Origin of the sequence: Propionicicella superfundia DSM 22317 (assembly GCF_000423465.1) — a bacterium.
Lineage (GTDB): Bacteria > Actinomycetota > Actinomycetes > Propionibacteriales > Propionibacteriaceae > Propionicicella > Propionicicella superfundia.
On the sequence record NZ_KE384021.1, the window covers coordinates 292,783 to 313,945 of the forward strand.

Consider the following 21,163-nt stretch of genomic DNA (forward strand, 5'->3'; position numbering starts at 1 on the left):
ATGCCCACTGCCATCCTCGACGGGAACGAGGCCGCCGTCTCGGTGGCCTACCGGCTCAACGAACTGTGCAGCATCTACCCGATCACGCCGTCGTCGACCATGGCCGAACTGGCGGACGAGTGGTCCGCGCAGGGCCGGGCGAACATCTACGGGACCATCCCCTCGGTGGTCGAGATGCAGTCCGAGGGCGGCGCGGCGGGCGCGCTCCACGGAGCGCTCCAGGGGGGCGCGCTGAGCACGACCTTCACGGCGTCGCAGGGACTGCTGCTGATGATCCCCAACATGTACAAGATCGCCGGCGAGCTCACGGCGACGGTGATCCACGTCGCCGCCCGGTCGCTGGCGGCCCAGGGCCTTTCGATCTTCGGGGACCACCAGGACGTCATGGCCGTGCGGCAGACCGGCTTCGCGATGCTGGCGTCGGCGTCGGTGCAGGAGGCCCACGACATGGCGGCCGTCGCGCAACTGGCCACGCTGCGGTCGCGCGTGCCCTTCGTCCACTTCTTCGACGGGTTCCGCACCAGCCATGAGCTCAACTCGCTGGAGATGCTGACGGACGAGGACCTTGCGGCCCTCGTCCCCGAGTCCCTCATCCGTTCGCATCGGCGGCGCAGCCTGTCGCCCGCGCACCCGTTCATCCGGGGCACGGCGCAGAACCCCGACACGTACTTCCAGAGCCGCGAGACGGTCAACCCCTACTACGCCGCGACGCCGGGAATCGTCGCCGAGGCGATGGAGGAGTTCGGCAACTGCACCGGGCGCCACTACCGCCTTGTCGAGTACCACGGCGATCCCCAGGCCGAACGGGTGCTCGTCGTGATGGGATCCGGCGCCCAGACCGCCCGGCAGACGGCCGCGTACCTCAACCACGACGGCGAGGGCGTCGGGGTCGTCGAGGTGCGGCTCTTCCGGCCCTTCCCGGTCGCCGCCCTGCTCGCGGCCATTCCCGCGACGGCGCGGAGGATCGCCGTCCTCGATCGGACAAAGGAGCCCGGTTCGGCCGGGGAGCCGCTCTACCTCGACGTGGTCGCCGCCCTCGGCGAGGCCGTGTCACGGGGGGAGCGCCCCGAGATGCCGATCGTCATCGGCGGCCGGTACGGCCTGTCGAGCAAGGAGTTCACCCCTGGCATGGTGTCGGGCATCTTCTCCGAGCTCGAACTGGACGCCCCCCGTGCCCGGTTCACGATCGGCATCACCGACGACGTGTCGGGCACGTCCCTGCCGTATCCCGCCGACCTCGACGTCGAGGACGCCGCGACCATGCGGGCGGTCTTCTACGGCCTCGGGTCCGACGGCACGGTGGGCGCGAACAAGAACACGATCAAGATCCTCGGCGGTTCCGGCGACTACTTCGCCCAGGGCTACTTCGTGTACGACTCGAAGAAGTCGGGTTCGCGGACCGTGTCCCACCTGCGGTTCGACCCCAAGCCGATCGAGGCGCCGTACCTGGTCCGCCAGGCAGGGTTCATCGGCTGCCATCACTGGAGCATCCTCGAACGGGTGGATGTCCTGGAGTACGCGCGGCCGGGCACGATCCTGCTGCTCAACGCGCCGTACGCGCCCGAAGAGGTCTTCGGGATGCTGCCGCGCCCGATGCAGCAGCGGATCATCGACCTGAACGTCCAGGTGTGGACGATCGACGCGACCGCCGTCGCACGGAAGTCGGGAATGGGCAACCGCACCAACACGGTCCTGCAGACCTGCTTCTTCGCGATCTCGAACGTCCTGCCCAGCGACGAGTCGATCGCGAAGGTCAAGCAGGCGATCCGCAAGACCTACGGGCGTCGCGGCGCCGACGTCGTCGCCCGCAACGAGGCGGCGGTGGACGCCGCGGTCGAGGAGCTGTACCGCGTCGAGGTGCCGGGCGAGGTCACGGCCGGACACGGCTTCATCCCTCCCGTCCCGGCGGATGCGCCGGAGTTCGTCCGTGACGTCACGGCGCGAATGCTGATCGGCACCGGAGACGATCTTCCGGTGAGCGCCCTGCCGGTCGACGGGACCTACCCCAGCGGCACCACCAAGTACGAGAAGCGCAACATCTCCGAGATCATCGCCCAGTGGGACCCGCAGGCGTGCATCCAGTGCGGCAACTGCGCCTTCGTCTGCCCTCACGCGGTGCTGCGCGCCAAGTACTACACGTCGTCCGCGCTGGACGGCGCCCCCGAGGGGTTCCAGGCCGCACCGCTCAACGCGGCAGGGTTCCCCGAGGCGATGTACACCCTCCAGGTGTACGCAGAGGACTGCACCGGTTGCGGGCTGTGCGTCGAGGCATGCCCGGTGAAACAGCCCGGCAAGCCCGATTGGAAGGCGATCAACCTCGGCTCGGTCCCCGACCGGACGGCCGCGAAGCAGAATGTGGCGTTCTTCGAGACGCTGCCGGTCAACGAGCGCAGCCGGGTCGACTTCGCCACCGTTCGCGGGACGCAATTCCTGGAGCCCCTGTTCGAGTTCTCGGGCGCGTGCTCCGGATGCGGCGAGACGCCGTACCTGAAGCTCCTGACACAGTTGTTCGGGGACCGGGCCACCATCGCCAACGCGACCGGATGCTCGTCCATCTACGGCGGCAACCTCCCGACGACGCCGTGGGCCAGCAACACCCGTGGTCGCGGGCCGGCGTGGTCCAACTCGCTGTTCGAGGACAACGCGGAGTTCGGCCTCGGCATGCGGCTGGCGGCGGACCTGCACACCGACCTGGCCCGGCGCCGGCTGGAGCAGTTGCGTCCCGAGCTGGGCGACGACATCGTCGATCCGCTGCTGCGGGCGCAGCAGCGGCACGAGTCGGATCTGGCCGCGCAGCTCGAGCGCGTTCTCGCGCTGAAGGCCCGGCTGGACGGCATGGAGGGCGAGCTCGCCGCCGACCTGCGGTCGGTCGCCGATCATCTGCTGCGGCGCAGCGTCTGGATCGTCGGCGGCGACGGGTGGGCCTACGACATCGGCTCGTCGGGGCTCGATCACGTGCTGGCCTCGGGCCGCGACGTCAATGTGATGGTCATGGACACCGAGGTGTACTCGAACACGGGCGGTCAGTCGTCGAAGTCGACGCCGCTGGGGGCCGTCGCGAAGTTCGCCGCGGCCGGCAAGCTCACCCACAAGAAGGACCTCGCGATGCAGGCCATCGCCTACGGGACGGTCTATGTCGCACGGGTGGCGATGGGGGCCGACCCCCAGCAGACCCTGCGAGCCTTCCGGGAGGCCGAGTCGTACCCCGGACCGTCCCTCATCATCGCCTACAGCCATTGCATCGCCCACGGCATCGACATGAAGAAGGGCCTCGACCAGCAGTACCTCGCCGTGCACTCGGGCCACTGGCCCCTCATCCGCTACAACCCGGTGATCCGGCAGACCGGGGGCAACCCGTTCCTGCTCGATTCTCCGCGACCGCGCATCCCGCTGAAGGATTACCACAAGAATGAGTTGCGGTACCGGATGCTGATGAACAGCGACCCGGCCGAGGCCGAGCGTCTCACCGAGCTCGGCCAGCAACAGGTACAGCGGCGGTGGGCCGAGTACGAGCAGCTCGCCACGCAGTCGGCGGAGTCGTTCGCCGCGGATGCACGGAGGAAGTAATGGACCTCACGACGACCTACCTCGGTCTCGACCTCGCCAACCCGCTCGTCGCGTCGGCGGGCCCGCTGACGCAGACGCTGGACGGCATCAAGGAGCTCGCCGACGGCGGTGTCAGCGCCATCGTCCTGCACTCGATGTTCGAGGAGGTCCTCCGCAAGGAGGCGGCACGGGACATCGAGCTGGCCGAGCTGTACTCCGAGATGGACGCCGAGTCGGGTTCCTTCTTCCCGATGTCCTCGGTCGTCGACAAGGAGGCCGGCGTCAGCACCCGCTATCTGAGCCTCATCGAGCGTGGGGCGGCTGCCGTGCCGGTTCCGCTCATCGCGAGTCTCAACGGGTCGACGACGGGTGGTTGGGTGGACTTCGCCCGTCAGATGGCCGATGCGGGCGCTGCGGCGATCGAGCTGAACGTGTACTTCGTCCCGGGGGACGTCGTCACGCGCGGGTCGCTGGTGGAGGAGCGCCACCTCGACATCCTGCGGGCGGTGAAGGAATCGGTGCAGATCCCGGTCGCGATCAAGCTGAGCCCGTACTTCAGTTCCTTCGGGGACATGGCGTTGCGGCTCGACCAGGCCGGAGCCGACGGGCTCGTGCTGTTCAACCGCTTCATGGTGCCCGACATCGACCTGGAGCGGATGCGTGTGCACCCGCACGTGTATCTGTCGTCGGCGGGGGAGGGGCGGCTGCCGCGCACCTGGATCGCGGCGTTGCGCGGCAGGATCCGGGGCAGCCTCGCCGCCACGACCGGCGTCGAGACGCACGAGGACGTCGTGAAGTACCTGCTCGCCGGGGCCGATGTCGTGATGACGACGTCGGCGCTGGTCCGCAACGGCCCGGCGTACGCGGAGGTGCTGCTGGAGGGCATGTCCGCGTGGCTCGAGGCGCGCCGGTTCCCCTCCGTGGCCGCGGCTCGCGGGCTGCTGGCGATCCCGGCCGACACCGACGCGACCACCATGTTGCGGACCGGCTACGTTGCCGCGATCGAGCGGGCGCGACAGACTTATGGGAGCCTCACTCACTGATCGATGATCTAGGAGTCCCTTCATGACTCAGCCGACGGCCGCGCCGGCTTCGCTCCGCGTTGCGCTCGTCACCGACAACTACGGCCCCATGCGCAGCGGGGTGCTGTATGCCGTGCAGTTCCTCGAAGGCGAACTGCTGGCGCACGGCCACGACGTCACGGTGATCGCGCCCCAGGCACATGGACCGAACCCGTACAAGTCGCATCCGCGGCGGCGCGAGGTTCGGCTGCCGTCCATGCGGGTGCCCGGGATCGGGGCACGGGTGGCGACCGGGCAGCAGTTCGAGGCGCGTCTCGAACAACTGCTCAAGCAGCGGTTCGACGTGGTGCACGTCCAGGGGCTCGGTCCCGCGGGCCTGCTCGGGATGTGGCTCGCCCGGCGCAGCGGGGCTCCTCTGCTGGTCACGTGGCACACCGACTTCGAGGCGTACGCCGATCACTACTGGCACCTCACCCCGCTGCTCGACGTGTACTACCGGCTGCTGAAGCTGCGCAACAAGGGTTCCCGCGTGGCGGGCCGGTCGGACTCCCGGCGCAGTGTGTTCCGGACGGTTCCGAAGTCGTCGAAGCAGAACCTGCTGCTGGCCGCCAAGCAGATGCTGGAGGAGGCCGACCTCGTCACGACGCCGTCCGACAAGACCGCGCAGCGGGTCGCGGACCTCGCGCCGCGCTCGCGCGTCGTCGTGGTGCCGAACGGAGCCGACCGGCTGCCGGGCAGCCCGCCCGCGCCCGAGGTTCCCCCGGCGAGCGGGCCGCGGGTGCTGTATGTGGGCAGGATCGCGCCCGAGAAGGGCGTCGGTCTGCTGCTGGACGCCTTCGAGCTCGTGGAGCGCCAGGTTCCCGACGCCGAGCTGATGGTCGTCGGGGACTGGCGTTCGTCGTCGACCCATCTGCGGGAGAGGCTGCGGCTGGCGGCGCGGCGGTCCAACGTCCGGCTCGTCGGAGAGGTGGACAGGGACAAGCTCGGGCCGTACTACGAGTCGGCCGATCTGTTCTGCTTCCCCTCGTTGACCGACACCCAGGCGCTTGTCCTTCACGAGGCGGCCCATGCGGGCCTGCCCATCGTGAGCGTCGATCCCGAGTTGTGCCTCGTCTGCGAGTCGCCGGGGAACACGCGGTTCGCGCGCCCCAATGCCGTCTCGCTGTACAACGCGATCATGGCGATGCTCGCCGACTGCGGCGATCCGGTGCTGCGGGAGGAGATGGGGGCGTGCAGCAAGGAGCTGGCGTCGCGCTACACCATCGCCCGGCAGTCCGAGAGGTTCCTCGCGATCTACCAGGAACTGGCGGCTCGCGAGCGTCGGCCGGTGGAGCGTCGCCGGGCGCGTGGCAGCCGCCTGCGCGGGTGGCGTGCTGCGTGGACATGGGTCTGACGAGGGGTTTCAGCGAGACGCCGAGCCGATTCCTGAGTGCCTCTCAGGTTTTTCTTGGATTTTCGACGTGTGCGCCTTATGCTGAGAACGCCCTGAGGAGCTCGGGGTGAGTCTCACGGAAGATCTGCCACGCGTATGTTGAAGCTCATAGCTCTCGGTGTGTCGGGTGCCATGCTCGCGGTGGGAGGCGGCTTCGGCCTCGACCGCCTGATGCAGAAGGACGTCATCGTCACGATCGACGGCGTGAGCCAGCACCTCCAGGTGAGCGACCAGACCGTCGCGGGCGTCCTCGTCGCGCAGGGCGTGAAGCTCACCTCGCACGATCTCGTGTCGCCGAACCCGGCCTCGCAGGTCCAGCAGGGCCAGGAGATCGAGGTCCGCTACGGGCGTGAGATCACCGCCGTGGTGGACGGGGTTCCCACCACCTTCTGGACGACCGCCCGCACCGTCGAGGACGCGCTCGCGCAACTGGACGTCCGGAGCCAGAACTTCACCATCTCCACCAGCCGCAGCACCTCGATCGGCCGGGAGGGAATCGACTTCGCCGTCGACACGCTGTTCAACGTGACGGTCGTCGCCGGTGGCAAGACCCAGACCGTGGAAGCCGCAGGCACCGTCGCCGACGCGCTGACGAAGGTCGGCATCACCACCGACTCCGACGACCGGGTGTCGCACGCGCTCTCCGCCGACCTGTCCGAGGGACTGAAGGTCACCGTCGTCAAGGTCGAGACCAAGACCACCACTCGCGCGGTCTCGATCCCGTACACGACGAAGTCCTCGAAGAGCAGCAGCGTCGACGAGGGCGTCACACAGGTGAAGGTGCAGGGCAAGGACGGCTCCAAGACCGAGACGGTCTCCATCCGGATCGAGGACGGCAAGGAGGTCTCCAAGACCGTCACGGCCACCAAGGTGACGAAGCAGCCGGTCCAGCAGGTCGAGGTCGTCGGCACGAGGTCCACGTCCTCCGGCTCGACCTCGTCCTCGTCGTCCTCCTCGTCGAGCTCCTCCAGTTCCTCCTCCGGCTCGTCCAGCGTCTCCCCGGCCACCGGCAACACCTGCAAGGCGTCGTACTACTGGCAGGGCCAGATGACCGCCTCCGGCGAGTCGTTCAATCCCGACGGCTTCACCGCGGCCCACAAGACGCTGCCGCTGGGCACCATGGTCAAGGTCACCAATCCCGCGAACGGCAAGACCGTCGTCGTCCGGATCAACGACCGCGGACCGTACATCGCGGGCCGCTGCCTCGACCTCTCTCGCGGCGCCATGTCGGCGATCGGCGGAACCTCCGCGGGCGTGATCACCGTGAACTGGCAGACCGTCTAGAGACTCGTCCCCCCATTCCCCTGCGGAGCCCCGGACGCCTCACGGCGTCCGGGGCTCTGTCGCACGGTCACCGACGAGTCGGCACCGTCGGACGCTACTGTCTGTATGGCGACCTGTGAGAGACAACACCCCAGAGGAGACTGCGATGTCCGTCCCGTTCTTGATCTTCGTGCTGCTCGCCCTTGCGGTCGTCGTCGTCGCGGTCGTCGTCGTCGCGATCGTCGTCGTGCTCACGCGGAGGCCGCACGACAGCGCCGCTGCGAAGAAGACGCTCCGGTAGACGCGACCTACTTTCCCCTGGAGGGCCGATGGTGGTTCGGCGTGACCCTCTACATGGGGCGTGGCGTCACTGCGCGGTGCCGCGGAAGCCGCGCAGCCGCAGGCTGTTGCTCACGACGAAGACGCTGGAGAACGCCATCGCCGCGCTGGCGATCATCGGGTTGAGGAATCCGAGGGCCGCGACCGGGATCGCCGCCACGTTGTACGCGAAGGCCCAGAACAGGTTCGCCTTGATCGTCCGCAGTGTCACTCGGGACAGCCGGATCGCGTCGCCGGCCAGCCGCAGATCCCCGCGCATCAGCGTGAGGTCGCTCGCTTCGATGGCGGCGTGCGTCCCGGTTCCGAGCGCGATGCCCAGATCTGCCTGAGCCAGGGCCGCCGCGTCGTTCACGCCGTCCCCGACCATCGCGACACGTCGTCCGGACGCCTGCAGGTCGCGCACCAGCGCCGCCTTGTCGGCCGGCAGCACCTCGGCGACGACCTCGTCGATCCCGACCTCGCGCGCCACGGCGCGGGCCGCGACGGCGTTGTCCCCGGTCAGCAGGATCGGGGTGAGGCCGAGGGCGCGGAACTGCTCGACGGCTTCCGGCGAGGTGTCCTTGACGCTGTCGGCCACGCTCACGACGCCACGGGCGTGCCCGTCCCACGCGACGAGGACGGAGGTCCGTCCTGCGGCCGCCTCGGACGTGACGCGGCCGGCGATCGCGGCGGGGACGTCCCAGCCCCGGTCGTCCAGCAGCGCGGCGGTGCCCACGAGCACGTGCCTGCCCGACACGGTCGCGGTGACGCCGCGGCCCGGTGTGTTGCGGAAGTCGGCGACCTCCTCGCGCACGGGGCTCGCCGCGGCGATCGCGCGTGCGATCGGATGCTCCGACGCCGCCTCGGCGGACGCGGCGACGCGCAGCACCTCGTCGGTGGTCTCACCGGGCGTCGCGAACACCGCCGCCACCTGCATCGCCCCGGTGGTGACGGTGCCCGTCTTGTCCAGCACGATCGTGTCGACGGTGCGGGTGTTCTCGAGGATCTCGGGGCCCTTGATGACGATCCCGAGCTGGGCGCCGCGGCCGGTGCCCACGAGCAGGGCTGTCGGGGTGGCCAGGCCGAGGGCGCACGGACAGGCGATGATGAGCACGGCGATCGCGGCGGTGAGGGCGAAGGGCACGGTCGCCCCGGTGACGACCCAGCCGGCGAAGGTCACGACGGCGATGCCGAGGACGATCGGCACGAAGATGCCCGACACGGTGTCGGCAAGGCGTTGCACGGCGGCCTTGCCGGTCTGCGCCTCCTCGACGAGGCGGGCGATCTGAGCCAGTTGCGTGTCGGCTCCGACGGCGCTGGCGCGGACGACGAGCCGGCCGTCGGTGTTGACGGTCGCGCCGGTGACGCTGGAGCCGACGCCGACCTCGACGGGGACGGACTCGCCGGTCAGCATGGACTCGTCCACGGTGGCCGCGCCCTCGACGACCTCGCCGTCGGTGGCGATCTGCTCACCGGGACGCACCAGGAACACATCGCCGACGACCAGTTGCGCGATCGGGACCCGCGTCTCGACGCCGTCGGCGAGCAGCGACACCTCGGTCGCCCCCAGCTCCAGCAGCGCGCGCACGGCCTCTCCGGCGCGACGTCGCGATCGCGCCTCGAAGTACCGTCCGGCGAGGATGAAGGTGATGATGGCCCCGGCGGCCTCGAAGTAGATGTTGGCGGTGCCGTCGGTGCGCCGCAGCACGAACTCGAACGGGTGGTGCATGCCGATCTCGCCCGCGGACCCGAAGACCAGGGCGTACACCGACCACAGGTAGGCCGCCAGCGTGCCCATCGAGATCAGCGTGTCCATGGTGGTGGCCCCGTGGCGGAGGTTCACGAGCGCGGACCGGTGGAATCCCCAGCCGGCCCAGAACACGACCGGTGTGGCAAGCGCCAGCGAAACCCATTGCCAGCCGGGGAACTGCAGCGGCGTGACCATCGCGAGGACGAGCAGCGGCACCGTCAATGCCGCCGCGACGACCAGCCGGCGCCAGTACAGGACGGCTGCGTCGGGCGGTTCGGGCGCGTCCGGCTCGGGGATGCTCGCGCCGTAGCCGGTCTTCTCGACCACGGCGATGAGGTCGTCCACGCTGATCCCCGGAGGGTGGAGGATCTTCGCCTTCTCGGTCGCGTAGTTGACGGAGGCCTGGACGCCGCCCACCTTGTTGAGCTTCTTCTCGACGCGGGCGGCGCAGGACGCGCACGTCATCCCCGAGATGTTCAACTCCAGCGAGTCGCGGCGCTCGGATTCCACAGTGTTCGAGGTCATGGTCTCTCCACGGGCCCGCTTCGCGGCGAGGAAGCGGGACGTCCGGCGTCAGGCCGGGACGACGGTGTAGTCGCCGGCCTCGGCGACCGCGCCGACGATGGACGGCAAGGCGATCGGCTGCTCGCTGGTCACGACCATCGTGCCGCCTTCGAGGGTGACCTGGACGTCGCTGACACCCGGGACGGCGCTGACCTCCTCGGTGACGGCGTGCGCGCAGTGTCCGCAGGTCATGCCGTCGACCTTGTAGGTGGCGATCATGTCATTCTCCTTCACGGTTGCGGTGGCTCCATGCTCTCACTCCGCCTAACACCGGCGGCGGCGCGACCATTCCGGGAAGGGGCGCTCATGTCCGGCCGGGGTGTGGATCGCCTGTGGGCAAACCCGTCGTGTGAGCTACCGCGCGGTACCGTAGCGGTTACCCGCGCGTCGCCACGTCTCACCCTGGAAGAAACTTCCCCGACACGCCAAGTTCTCTTTCCGTCCACAACTGTTCGAGGCGTTTGCCCTTGTCACAGGCATGATTGTGAGCGACGCCCCGAGTAATCCACCGTCGTCCACAGCGACTGGCCACAGGCGGCTCCGCGTGTCGGGGACGGCGTCCACACGTTATCCCCAGGGCCTGTGGATAACGTGCTGGCGGAATGTGTGAGCGGGGCCTAGTGTGAACCTCTCGGTGCCCCCGCCACGCGCCCCGCCGCGTTTTGTCAGGGGCTCCCAATAGCGTGTGAGCAACGACGAAGGGAGGGGTTGTGACGGTAGCTGAGGCCCAGCGCGGTGACGCCCCGTACGGATCCGACGCGCCGGAGCGTACTCCTCCGCAAGACGTCGTCGCCGAGCAGAGCGTGCTCGGCGCCATGCTGCTCAACAAGGACGCGATCGCCGACGTCCTCGAACTCCTCAAGCCGCACGACTTCTACCGGCCGGCGCACGAGCAGATCTTCACAGCGGTCCTCGACCTGTACGCGCGGGGCGAGCCCGTCGACGCCATCACGGTCGCCGCCGAGCTGACGCGTCGCGGTGAGATCGGCCGCGTGGGCGGGCACGTGTACCTCCACGAGCTCGTCGCCAGCGTCTCGGTGGCCGCCAACGCCGCGTACTACGCCGAGATCGTCCGCGAGAAGGCGATTCTGCGCCGGCTGGCCGAAGCGGCGATGAAGGTGGCCCAGCTCGCCTACCGCGGGGCCGGCAACGTCAGCGACATCGTCGACCAGGCTCAGCAGGCGGTGTACGACGTCGCCGAGGGGCGGGCGTCCGAGGACTACCAGCCGCTCGCCGAGCTCATGGAGCCAACGCTCGACGAGATCGAGGCGATCGGATCCCGCGGCTCGGCGATGGCCGGCGTCCCGACCGGGTTCGCCGAGCTGGACGATCTCACCAACGGGCTCCACGCGGGGCAGATGATCATCGTCGCCGCCCGGCCCGGCATGGGCAAGTCCACCCTGGGGCTCGACCTGGCGCGAGCGGCATCCGTCAAGAACGGGCTGTGCTCGGCGTTCTTCTCCCTGGAGATGACGAAGTCCGAGATCGTGATGCGGCTGCTGTCGGCCGAGGCGAACGTCCCGCTCAGCCACATCCGCAAGGGCGACATGAGCGACGAGGACTGGGAGCGGCTCGCCGCCCGCGTCTCGCAGGTGTCCGATGCGCCCCTGTTCATCGACGACTCGCCCAACCTCACCATGATGGAGATCCGTGCCAAGGCGCGCCGCCTGAAGCAGAAGCACCGGCTGCAGCTCGTCGTCATCGACTACATCCAGCTCATGACGTCCGGGCACAAGACCGAGTCCCGGCAACTGGAGGTGTCGGAGTTCTCGCGCCAGATCAAGCTGCTGGCCAAGGAGCTCGAGGTGCCGGTCGTGGCGCTGTCGCAGCTCAATCGCGGTCCCGAGCAGCGCACCGACAAGCGACCGCAGATCTCCGACCTGCGAGAATCGGGCAGCCTCGAGCAGGACGCCGACATCGTGATCCTGCTCCATCGCGAAGAGGCCTACAACCGCGACACAGCGCGGATCGGCGAGGCCGACTTCATCGTCGCCAAACACCGCAACGGGCAGACCGCCGACATCAGCGTCAGCTTCCAGGGGCGGTACTCGCGGTTCGCGAACATGCCGAAGTGACGCGGGTTCGCGCGGGTGGGGCCGCGCGTCCGCGCGAGAGCGCCTCGCGGAGGCAGGCCACCCGTCGCGCAGGCGAGGCCCGGTCCCGCCGGTCGCAGACGCGCCGTAGGCTCGGGGCATGACCGAGCGAGACGACCTGCGGGTTGGTCACGCCGAGCGGGACGCGGCCGTCGCCGACCTCCGCGAGGCTCATGCCGCGGGCCGGATCACCGTCGCCGAACTGGACGAGCGGACCGCCGCCGCCCGGCAGGCCAGGACCGTCGGCGACCTGGCGGCGGTGCTCGCCGATCTGCGCCTCCCCGACACGCCGGCGCCGCTGCAGGTGCGGGGACCGGAGATCGTGGATCCCGGCTTCCACCCGAGCGACCCGCTCGTGCTGCGGGCCGGCTTCACCTCGGTGAAGCGGCGTGACCGGTGGGTCGTCCCGCCGTACATCCGGGCGCACGCGGTCGTCGACGACATCCTCCTGGACTGCCTGTTCGCCACCGCGGAATCGCCGGTCGTGGACCTGGAGATCCTGCCCGGCGCGGGCACCGTGACGCTGATCCTGCCCGACGGGTGGGCCGTCAACGCCGACCGGCTGTCGGGAGGCATGGGCTCGGTGAGGCTCAAGGTGGCCTCGGAACCGTCCTGGGGGAGTCCGCTGTTCCTCGTGCGGGGCACGCTGGGGCTCGGCGACTTCAAAGCCCGAGGCGCCAATCGGTGGGACAAGCGCCGCTACAGACTCGACCGCTGAACCGCCGTCGCTCGTCGATCCGGCCGCGACGGGCGCGGGCTCCCTGGCCACCGGCCGCTTCCTGCGCCACAGTAGGGACATGACGACATCGGGACGGACGACGGCGACCTTCCTCGGCGGCACCGGTTCGGTCACGGGATCGAAGTTCCTGCTCACCGTGGGCGAGCGGCGCATCCTCGTGGACTGTGGCCTGTTCCAGGGTGAGAAGAGGTGGCGCGAACAGAACTGGGCCGAGTTCCCGGTGCCGCCCTCGTCCATCTCCGACGTCATCCTCACCCATGCCCACATGGATCACACCGGGTACCTGCCCGCTCTGGTGAGGAACGGGTTCGCCGGCCGGGTCCTGTGCACCGGGGGGACGCAGCGCCTCGCCGAGATCGTGCTCCGCGACGCGGCATTCCTCCAGGAACGCGAGGCCGCGGACGCCGCCGCGGGCGGCTACTCCAAACACCGCCCGCCGCTCCCGCTGTACACCGGGGACGACGTCATCGCCGCGATGCGCCTGTTCGCGCCCGTCGAGTTCGACACCGACGTCGATCTCGGGGACGGCATCGGCGTGCGGTTCACCCGCGCCGGCCACATCCTCGGCTCGGCCTCGGTCACGGTGACGACGCCCGACGCCTCTGCCCTCTTCTCGGGCGACCTGGGCCGCCACGACCACCCCGTCCTGCGCGCCCGCGACATCCCGCCCGGCGCACCGTACGTGTTCATCGAGTCCACCTACGGCGACCGCGAGCACCCCGAGCCGGCGAATCTGCCGCACGAGGGTCTCGCCGACGTCGTCCGGCGGACGATCGCTCGCGGCGGATCCGTCCTCGTCGCCGCCTTCGCCGTCGACCGGACGAGCATCGTGCTGAAGACCCTGACCGACATGATCCGGCACGGACGCATCCCCGACGTCCCCATCTACCTCAACTCGCCCATGGCCCTGTCGGCACTGGACGTGTACGCCTCACCGGCGCTGCGCGACGAGCTGCGGCCGGAACTGCGGGCGGAGGACTTCGCCGACCCGCCGAACCTGGTCGAGGTGCGCACGGCGGACGAGTCGAGACGGCTGACGAACCCCGGCAAGCCGTCCATCGTGGTGAGCTCGTCGGGAATGCTCACGGGCGGACGCGTGCTGCACCACCTCGAGGCGATGCTGCCGCAGCGGCGCAACGCCGTCGTCCTCACCGGCTATCAGGGCGTCGGGACGCGTGGACGGGCCCTGGTGGAGGGAGCGACCCAGCTCAAGCTGTACGGGACGTATGTGCCGGTCGAGGCCGAGGTGTACCTGGACAGCGAGTTCTCCGTCCACGCCGATGCGTCGGATCTCATCGACTGGCTGCGCGGGCTGCAGCCCCGGCCGCGAACGGTCTTCTGCGTGCACGGCGACCCGGCGTCCGCCGCCGCTCTCGCCGCCCGGATCACCGACGAGGTCGGCTGCCCCGCCGTCGTCCCGGGGTTCGGGGAGGTCGTCGCCCTCTCGGGGCAGGGCGCGGTCCCGTCGTCCGCGGAGGACCGCGCTGCGGCCAGGCACCGGCCGGCGGCGGGCACGAGGGCACAGCCGGTCGAGTCCGGCCTGCGGATCGACGGCGGCGATGTCGTCTGGCGGGCCGTCTCCGCCGACGGTGAGGAGATCGTCCTGGAGGGGACGATCACCATCCGCCTGCGGAGGTGACGATCGTCCCGACGGTGCCGCCGAGCGGGGGCGCGCGAGCCGGATGACGCTGCGTGGGCGGTGTCCCGGCCAGGACGGGTCTCGGCGGGTACCCCGGAGCACGCAAAAGTCCGTGCAGTAGGCGGTTGTGAGGTCGGCGCTGCCGCAAAACCTCTCGTCTGCGAGCCTCGTGACGGTGAGCGCCCGTACACTTTACGCGCTCCCGGACTCCGCCAAGAGGGCTCTCACGAAGATTGTGAGGTCTTCACGGAGCGGACATCGAACCGGCATCCCCGCGCGCCAGTCTTAACGGCCGGGTCACCCCTCTGCAATAGGTCAACGCGACTATTTTGTCTATGACTACATCGGTTGACATTCCTGTCGCCCCGGCCGGTACCCGCAAACTGAGCGGCAACCTCGGCGTCGGCGAGATCGTCTTCATGGTAGTTGCCGCTGCTGCACCGCTGACCGTCATCGGCGGAGCAACTCCTATCGGCATCCTCATCGGCAACGGGGCCGGCTACCCTCTCAACTTCGTCATCTGCGCAGCGATCCTGCTGTTCTTCTCCTCCGGGTTGTCCGCCATGTCGCGGACCGTCCCCAAGCCCGGAGCGTTCTTCACGTACATCGGTTACGGACTCGGGCGTCCCATGGGCGTCGGTGCGGCCTGGCTGGCCCTCCTGTGCTACACGACCGTCCAGGTGGCGGTCTACGGGTACCTCGGGTTCGCGATCAACCTGGACCTGTCGTCCCTCGGGGTGCCGGAGGTGCCGTGGTGGATCTACAGCCTGCTCATGATCGCCGTCGTGGGCTTCCTCGGCTACCGGGACATCCAGCTCAGCGCCAAGGTGCTGGCCGTCTTCCTCATCCTCGAGGTCGGCGTCACGCTCGCCCTCTCGATCGCGGTCATGGTCCGCGGCGGCGCCGAGGGGCTGTCCCTGACGCCGTTCACCCCGTCGGCCTGGATGTCCGGCTCGCCGGGCGTGGGCATGATGCTCGCGATGGCGGGCTTCATCGGCTTCGAGTCCACCGCGATCTTCCGCGACGAGGCCAAGGACCCCGACAAGACCATCCCGCGTGCGACCTTCGCGGCCGTCCTCGTGATCGGCATCCTGTACAGCTTCGCGTCGTGGGCGCTCATCATGGCGTGGGGGCCCAACGGGGTCGTGGACGCCGCCGCGGAGGACGCCGGCGGCATGCTCCTCAACACCGCGATGATGTACATCGGCCCGGTCGGCGGGGTCATCACCCAGTCGCTGCTGCTGACCAGCCTCTTCGCCTGCGTGCTGTCGTTCCACAACATCCTGACCCGCTACCAGCACGCCATGGGCAACGTCCGCCTGCTTCCGCACCGGATGGGCGCCGTCCACCCGAAGTACGGGTCGCCGTCCAACTCGTCGCTGGTCCAGACGGCGACCGCGGCCGTCACCTTGATGTTCTTCATGATCATCGGGTGGGACCCGGTCATGCAGATCTTCACCTGGCTGGCGGGAATCTCGACGATCGCGATCGTGCTGCTCATGGCGCTCACGTCGGTCGCGGTCATCGTCCACTTCGCCCGCTCGGGTTCCGGGTCGGCGTCCGTGTGGACGACCAAGATCGCCCCCATCGTGTCCACGGTCGGGTTGACGGCCGTCGCGATCCTCATCGTCGTGTACTTCCCGGCGCTGGTCGGCGGCGGCTGGGACCTGGCCATCGCCCTGCTCGTCACCGTCCCGATCGCGCTGATCATCGGCTACGTCCAGGCCACCAGGATCCGCCGCACCGATCCGGCGGTCTACGAGAACATCATCGATTCGATCTCCTGAGGCATCGGTCGGCGGGGACGGCAGAGCGGCACCGTCCCCGCCGGCCGACCGTCCCCGGCGATCCGCCACCTGCCGCAGCGAGAGCGAAACCAAGGAGCCAATGTGTCTGATACCGCACTTTCCCTTCTCTACCTCAGCGAGCCGGACGCCGTCGCGGCGGGCGTGACGGACATGGCCCCCTGCGTGGAGGCGATGGACGAGACCCTGCAGTTGCTGCAACTGGGCGACTACCGCATGGGCGGCAAGCTCGGCAACTCCCACGGGGCGATGGTCATGTTCGCGGAGACGTCGGAGTTCCCGAACATGCCGACCGACGGCCCGGACCGCAGGTTCATGGCCATGCCGGCCTACCTCGGCGGCTCCTTCGACAACGCCGGCGTCAAGTGGTACGGCTCCAACATGGAGAACCGCGACAAGGGCCTGCCCCGCTCGATCCACGTGTTCGTCCTCAACGACAAGGACACCGGCGCCCCCAAGATGATCATGTCGGCCAACCTGCTCAGTGCGTACCGCACCGGAGCCGTTCCCGGCGTCGGCGCGAAGTACCTCGCGCGTCCCGGCTCGGAGGTCGTGTCCATCATCGGCCCGGGCGTCATGGGCAAGACCGGGCTGGAGGCCTACGCCGCGGTGTGTCCGATCACCAGGGCCCAGGTGTACGGGCGCCGCAAGGTGACCGCCGAGGCGTACAAGGAGTGGGCCGCCGAGCGGCTGCCCGACATCGAGATCGTCGTGTGCGACACCCTGGAGGAGTCGGTGCGCGGCGCCGACATCATCCACTCGGGCGTGTCCGGGCTCGTCGATCCGGCCGTGTACCCGCACGTGCTGACGGAGTGGCTGAAGCCTGGAGCCTTCATCTGTTCGGTGGCGAACCTGAAGCTGGACGACGAGCTTCTCCTCGACCCGAAGACGGGGCTGTTCATCGACAACATCGGCATGTACTTCGACTGGCAGGAGGAGTTCGGGTACCCCGCGTACGAGACCACCACGGGCATCATCGGAACGCGGTTCGTCGATCTCATCCACGACGGCCTCCTCGACCAGGACAGGGTGGTCAACATCGGCGACGTCCCGCTGGGGCGCAAGCCCGGGCGGACGAGCGACGACCAGATCATCGTCTTCAGCGTCGGCGGAATGCCGATCGAGGACGTCGCATGGTCGACCGTCGTGTACCGGAAGGCCAAAGAACTCGGGATCGGCGTCGAACTGCCGTTCTGGGACGTCCCGGCGCTCGCCTGATCGTGACCGTGCCCGGCCTTGGCTGCATGCCATGAGCCGGGCCGCGCCGTGATCGGACCACAGACCCTTACAGGAGGAGAAGCAAACTTATGAGTGACGTCGTCATCGTCGGCGCCGGCGTGATCGGTACCGCCACGGCCTGGGCCCTGACCCAGCGGGGGATCACCGACATCACGATCCTCGACCGCGACAGCGTCGGCTCCGGCGGAACGGGCAAGTCCGCCGGGATCATCCGCTGCCACTACGGGGTGTCGTCGGTGGCCGCACTGGCCCTGACGAGCCTGGAGTTCTTCGAGAGCGCTCCCGACCTGCTCGGGGCGGACATCGGTTTCGAGCAGGTCGGCTACCTGGTGGGGATCGGGCCCGAGAACGTGGATCCCTTCCGCGCGAGCCTGGCCAACCAGCGCTCGCTCGGCGTGGAGACGAACGAGATCTCGGCGTCCGAGGTCGCCGAGCTGTGGCCGACCGCCCGCCTGGACGACTTCGCGACGTTCTGCCTCGAACCACGCGGCGGCTACGGCGACGGGTACGCGACCGCGCAGGCGCTCGCCGCCGCGCTGCGCGGGCGGGGAGTCGTGATCCGGCAGGGCGCCAAGGTCAGTGAGATCGTGGCCGACGGGGACACCGTGACAGGGGTCAAGCTCGCCGACGGCGAGGTCGTGCCGGCAGGCACGGTCGTGGTCGCGGCCGGCGCATGGTCGGTGCCGTTGCTGAGTGCGCTCGGCATCACGCTTCCCGTGCAGCCCATCTTCGTGCAGGAGGTGCTCATCGACCCACAGATGGATCTCGGTGCGCCTCCGGTCTTCTCCGACCTCGTGGCCAAGCAGTACGTCCATCTGCGTGGGGGCGAGATGCTGTTCGGCAACAGTGCCGGGGACGCGATGATCCCCATCCCGGACCCGGACGTGTACCCGAATCACGCGTCCAACGATGCGATCGAGGCGGTCGCCGAGAAGGCCATCCACCGGTTCCCCGGCATCGAGGATCCGCGGATCTCGACGACGGCGACGGGGGTGATCGACGCGACTCCCGACAACAACCCGATCGTCTCGGCCACGGGCTACGCGAGGCTGTTCGTCGCCGCCGGCATGTCGGGGCACGGGTTCAAGATCGCTCCCGGGCTCGGGCGGCTGATGGCGGAGATCGTCCTGGACGGCGCGTCGTCGATCCCCAACGTCCCGGCGGCCGACTTCCGGCTGAGCCGGTTCGACGAGGGGGATCTCCTGGTGAGCCCCTACGTCTACGTCGGGACGACCGGAATCCGCTGATTTCGGATTCCGGCCGCGGGTCGTCGGAGGTCGCCGGAAAACACATGTGAATGACAGTCGCGGAGTTTGCTCCGCGTGCGGTCGGCCGAAGGGGAAATGTTCCCCATGCGCGGTCGGCCGCATTGTCATGCCCTCCGCCGAGCGCTCCGAAACTGCCGGAAAACCGCCGGAATCCGGCAGTTTCGGAGCGCTCGGCGAATCCCGGAGGACGGGGGACGGAGGACGGGGGGCGGGGGGACGGGGGGTCAGGACGTCTGCGCCATACCGCGCCGGACGCCGTCCAGCACGAGCAGCGCCACGTCGCGCACGGCGGGCGCCTGCTCCTGGCCGGCCGCGGCATCGTTCAGCATGATCGTGCAGTAGGGGCACGCCGTCGCGACGGTCTCCGCGCCGGTCTCGGCGGCTTCGCCCAGGCGGGCCTCGCTGATCCGCGTCCCGCTGGTCTCCTCGGTCCACATCCGCGCCCCGCCACCGCCGCAGCACATGCTCACCGAGCGTGAGTGCGACATCTCCACCAGCGTGGTCTCGGGCAGGGACGCGAGCAGTTCGCGCGGGGCCTCGTACTCCTGGTTGTGGCGGCCGAGGTAGCACGGGTCGTGATAGGTGACCGACCGGCGCTCGGACTCCTCGGGCGGCGCCATCGTCAGCCGTCCCTCGCGGATGAGGGAGTTCAGGACCTGCGTGTGGTGGCTCACCCGGTACGTGCCGCCGAGCTGCTGGTACTCCCGCGAGAGGGTGTTGTAGCAGTGGGCGCAGGTGACGATGATCCGATCCACGCCCAGCGCGTCGAAGGTCTCGATGTTCTGCGTCGCCAGCATCTGGTAGGTCGCCTCGTTGCCCGCGCGGCGGGCCGGATCGCCCGAGCACGTCTCGGCGTCGCCGAGGACGGCGAACGTCACCCCCGCGAGGTGCAGCAGCTCGGCGACGGCGCGGGTCGTCTGCTTCCCCTTGTCGTCGTACGCTCCCGCGCAGCCGACCCACAGCAGGTAGTCGACCTCGGCGAGGCTGTCGACATCGGTGCCGACGACCGGCACGGGGAACTCCAGCCCCCGCGTCCATTCGAGACGGCCGCGCGGCGGGAGCCCCCACGGATTGCCCTTGGCGTCGAGGTTGCCGAACAGCGGCCCGAACTCCTCGGGGAACTCCGACTTCACCATCACCTCGTGGCGGCGCAGGTCGAGGATGTGGTCGACGTGCTCGATGTCGACGGGGCACTGCTCGACGCAGGCGCCGCAGGTCGTGCACGCCCACAGGACGTCGGCGTCGATCACGCCCGGGACGAGGTCGCCCGGCTCGGTGAGGACGCCCGTCGACGCCGCGGCCTTCGCGGCCACGAGAGCGCCGAGGACGTCGGCGGTGTGCGCGGCTGTGGGGACCTTCGCGTCCCCGGACCGCAGGGCCGGCGCGACGGCGGCGGTGTGATCGCGCAACGCGAGCGTGAAGAGCTTCGGCGACAACGGCTTGCCGGTGTTCCAGGCCGGGCAGACGTCCTGGCAGCGGCCGCACTCGCTGCACGACGAGAAGTCCAGCAGCGACTTCCAGTCCAGGTCGCGCGCGGTGCCGACGCCGAACGACGCGTCCTCGGGCAGATCGTCGAGCTCGCGGATGTCGAACGGCTTCCCGTCGACCAGCATCGGAGCGGCGGCGCCGAGTGCAGGGCCGCCATCGGCCTCACGTCGCGCGTACACGTTGAGGACGGCGAGGAACCGGTGCCACGCGACGCTCATCGAGGCCGAGGCGCCGACGACGCCCATCCAGGTCATCGAGACCAGGATCTTCGCGGTGGCGAACAGCGCGATCCCGGTGCCCAGCGCCGAGGCGGGCGCGCCCAGGAAGGCGGTCCCGAGCCAGGCCGTCGTGGGGTAGTGCTGCCAGCCGCCCTCGGCGGCCGTCGCGGGATCGGAGCGCAGCAGGGCGCTCTGCAGCGTGTGCATGCCGAGGACGCACACGACGACGAGGGCGATGACGGCCTCGACGAAGTACGCCTGCCAGCGGGTCGAGCCGAAGAAGCGGGACCGCCAGTCGCGGGCCGTGTCCGCGTCCTCGGGGGCGTGGTGGTACCGGACGCGCAGCACGACGAGCGCCACGATGCCGAGGAGCCCGGCCCAGGCGAAGAGTTCGACGATCCACTGCCAGGGCGCCCAGCCGCCGATCACGGGGAGCTCTGCGAGCGGATCGAGCGTCTGCGCATACGCCGACCCGAGTGTGGGGACCAGCAGGACGAAGGACATCATCACGAACCAGTGCGCGACCTTGGCGACCGGGCGGGTCCGGAAGCGCGAGTGGGAGACGATCTCGGCGAGCGCCGTGCGCAGCCGCGTGCCCACCGGCACCAGCCGTCCGGGGCTGGGCCGCCCGACCGCGATGCGCCGGACGATGACGACGATCCCGCGCACGAACAGGCCGAGGCCGACGACCGTCGCTACCAGCGCGACCACGAGCAACACGATTCCCATCCGCCCACCCTTCGATTCCGACCGGGCCTCCCGGGGAACTCGCGGGTCGG

14 protein-coding genes are annotated in these 21,163 nt (G+C 69.5%); 11 read left to right on the top strand and 3 right to left on the bottom strand.

Annotated elements, in window-relative coordinates:
* The 5 genes from nifJ (at window position 1) to G555_RS23235 (ending at window position 7,564) form a co-directional block, all read left to right on the top strand.
* Window positions 1–3,567, top strand: coding sequence for a pyruvate:ferredoxin (flavodoxin) oxidoreductase (gene nifJ / locus G555_RS0111210; protein ID WP_028708940.1), 3,567 nt, complete (start codon window positions 1–3; stop codon window positions 3,565–3,567).
* Window positions 3,567–4,589 (top strand): dihydroorotate dehydrogenase-like protein, encoded by a 1,023-nt coding sequence (locus G555_RS0111215; protein ID WP_028708941.1) that lies wholly within the window; start codon window positions 3,567–3,569, stop codon window positions 4,587–4,589. The genes nifJ and G555_RS0111215 overlap by 1 nt, the downstream gene beginning before the upstream one ends.
* 22 nt (window positions 4,590–4,611) lie before the next feature.
* Complete coding sequence (locus tag G555_RS0111220) at window positions 4,612–5,961, top strand: glycosyltransferase (protein ID WP_028708942.1); 1,350 nt, start codon at window positions 4,612–4,614, stop codon at window positions 5,959–5,961.
* 135 nt (window positions 5,962–6,096) lie between these two features.
* The gene (locus G555_RS0111225) at window positions 6,097–7,284 is read left to right on the top strand and encodes a septal ring lytic transglycosylase RlpA family protein (protein ID WP_028708943.1); all 1,188 of its coding nucleotides are present in this window, start codon (window positions 6,097–6,099) and stop codon (window positions 7,282–7,284) included.
* Between the two features lie 145 nt (window positions 7,285–7,429).
* Entirely contained in the window at window positions 7,430–7,564 is a 135-nt protein-coding gene (locus tag G555_RS23235) for a hypothetical protein (RefSeq protein WP_281168189.1), read from the top strand.
* 66 nt (window positions 7,565–7,630) lie between these two features.
* On the opposite strand, the gene G555_RS0111235 is transcribed toward G555_RS23235, so the two are convergent.
* Together G555_RS0111235 and G555_RS0111240 are read right to left on the bottom strand one after the other, a co-directional pair.
* Window positions 7,631–9,856: a heavy metal translocating P-type ATPase gene (locus G555_RS0111235; protein ID WP_036922468.1), complete on the bottom strand. Its 2,226-nt coding sequence runs from the start codon at window positions 9,854–9,856 to the stop codon at window positions 7,631–7,633.
* A 48-nt stretch (window positions 9,857–9,904) separates the two neighbouring features.
* Window positions 9,905–10,114 carry a heavy-metal-associated domain-containing protein gene (locus G555_RS0111240; RefSeq protein WP_028708945.1) on the bottom strand — a complete coding sequence of 70 codons (210 nt, stop codon included), beginning with the start codon at window positions 10,112–10,114 and terminating at the stop codon, window positions 9,905–9,907.
* A 491-nt stretch (window positions 10,115–10,605) separates the two neighbouring features.
* Between G555_RS0111240 and dnaB the strand changes: the two genes are divergently transcribed.
* From dnaB to G555_RS0111270, 6 genes are all read left to right on the top strand, one after another.
* Window positions 10,606–11,970: a replicative DNA helicase gene (gene dnaB, locus G555_RS19500; RefSeq protein WP_051208880.1), complete on the top strand. Its 1,365-nt coding sequence runs from the start codon at window positions 10,606–10,608 to the stop codon at window positions 11,968–11,970.
* Between the two features lie 118 nt (window positions 11,971–12,088).
* Window positions 12,089–12,706 carry a DUF1707 SHOCT-like domain-containing protein gene (locus G555_RS0111250; protein WP_028708946.1) on the top strand — a complete coding sequence of 206 codons (618 nt, stop codon included), beginning with the start codon at window positions 12,089–12,091 and terminating at the stop codon, window positions 12,704–12,706.
* Between the two features lie 79 nt (window positions 12,707–12,785).
* Window positions 12,786–14,366, top strand: a complete 1,581-nt coding sequence (locus G555_RS19505; protein WP_084635203.1) for an MBL fold metallo-hydrolase RNA specificity domain-containing protein — start codon at window positions 12,786–12,788, stop codon at window positions 14,364–14,366.
* 335 nt (window positions 14,367–14,701) lie between these two features.
* Window positions 14,702–16,153 carry an APC family permease gene (locus G555_RS0111260; RefSeq protein ID WP_028708947.1) on the top strand — a complete coding sequence of 484 codons (1,452 nt, stop codon included), beginning with the start codon at window positions 14,702–14,704 and terminating at the stop codon, window positions 16,151–16,153.
* A 102-nt stretch (window positions 16,154–16,255) separates the two neighbouring features.
* Complete coding sequence (locus G555_RS0111265) at window positions 16,256–17,389, top strand: tyramine oxidase subunit B (RefSeq protein ID WP_028708948.1); 1,134 nt, start codon at window positions 16,256–16,258, stop codon at window positions 17,387–17,389.
* A gap of 89 nt (window positions 17,390–17,478) precedes the next feature.
* On the top strand, window positions 17,479–18,657 hold the full coding sequence (locus G555_RS0111270; RefSeq protein ID WP_028708949.1) for an NAD(P)/FAD-dependent oxidoreductase: 1,179 nt from the start codon (window positions 17,479–17,481) through the stop codon (window positions 18,655–18,657).
* Between the two features lie 245 nt (window positions 18,658–18,902).
* Here the strand turns inward: G555_RS0111270 and G555_RS0111275 are convergent, their stop codons facing one another.
* On the bottom strand, window positions 18,903–21,113 hold the full coding sequence (locus tag G555_RS0111275; protein WP_028708950.1) for a (Fe-S)-binding protein: 2,211 nt from the start codon (window positions 21,111–21,113) through the stop codon (window positions 18,903–18,905).
* Between the last annotated feature and the right edge of the window lie 50 nt (window positions 21,114–21,163).

Coding starts and splice junctions, on each gene's coding strand:
- G555_RS0111220 (WP_028708942.1), top strand. CDS start 4,612: ATGACTCAGCCGACGGCCGCGCCGGCTTCGCTCCGCGTTGCGCTCGTC.
- G555_RS0111215 (WP_028708941.1), top strand. CDS start 3,567: ATGGACCTCACGACGACCTACCTCGGTCTCGACCTCGCCAACCCGCTC.
- G555_RS0111260 (WP_028708947.1), top strand. CDS start 14,702: ATGACTACATCGGTTGACATTCCTGTCGCCCCGGCCGGTACCCGCAAA.
- G555_RS23235 (WP_281168189.1), top strand. CDS start 7,430: ATGTCCGTCCCGTTCTTGATCTTCGTGCTGCTCGCCCTTGCGGTCGTC.
- G555_RS19505 (WP_084635203.1), top strand. CDS start 12,786: ATGACGACATCGGGACGGACGACGGCGACCTTCCTCGGCGGCACCGGT.
- G555_RS0111270 (WP_028708949.1), top strand. CDS start 17,479: ATGAGTGACGTCGTCATCGTCGGCGCCGGCGTGATCGGTACCGCCACG.
- G555_RS0111275 (WP_028708950.1), bottom strand. CDS start 21,113: ATGGGAATCGTGTTGCTCGTGGTCGCGCTGGTAGCGACGGTCGTCGGC.
- G555_RS0111225 (WP_028708943.1), top strand. CDS start 6,097: ATGTTGAAGCTCATAGCTCTCGGTGTGTCGGGTGCCATGCTCGCGGTG.
- G555_RS0111235 (WP_036922468.1), bottom strand. CDS start 9,856: ATGACCTCGAACACTGTGGAATCCGAGCGCCGCGACTCGCTGGAGTTG.
- G555_RS0111240 (WP_028708945.1), bottom strand. CDS start 10,114: ATGATCGCCACCTACAAGGTCGACGGCATGACCTGCGGACACTGCGCG.
- G555_RS0111250 (WP_028708946.1), top strand. CDS start 12,089: ATGACCGAGCGAGACGACCTGCGGGTTGGTCACGCCGAGCGGGACGCG.
- nifJ (WP_028708940.1), top strand. CDS start 1: ATGCCCACTGCCATCCTCGACGGGAACGAGGCCGCCGTCTCGGTGGCC.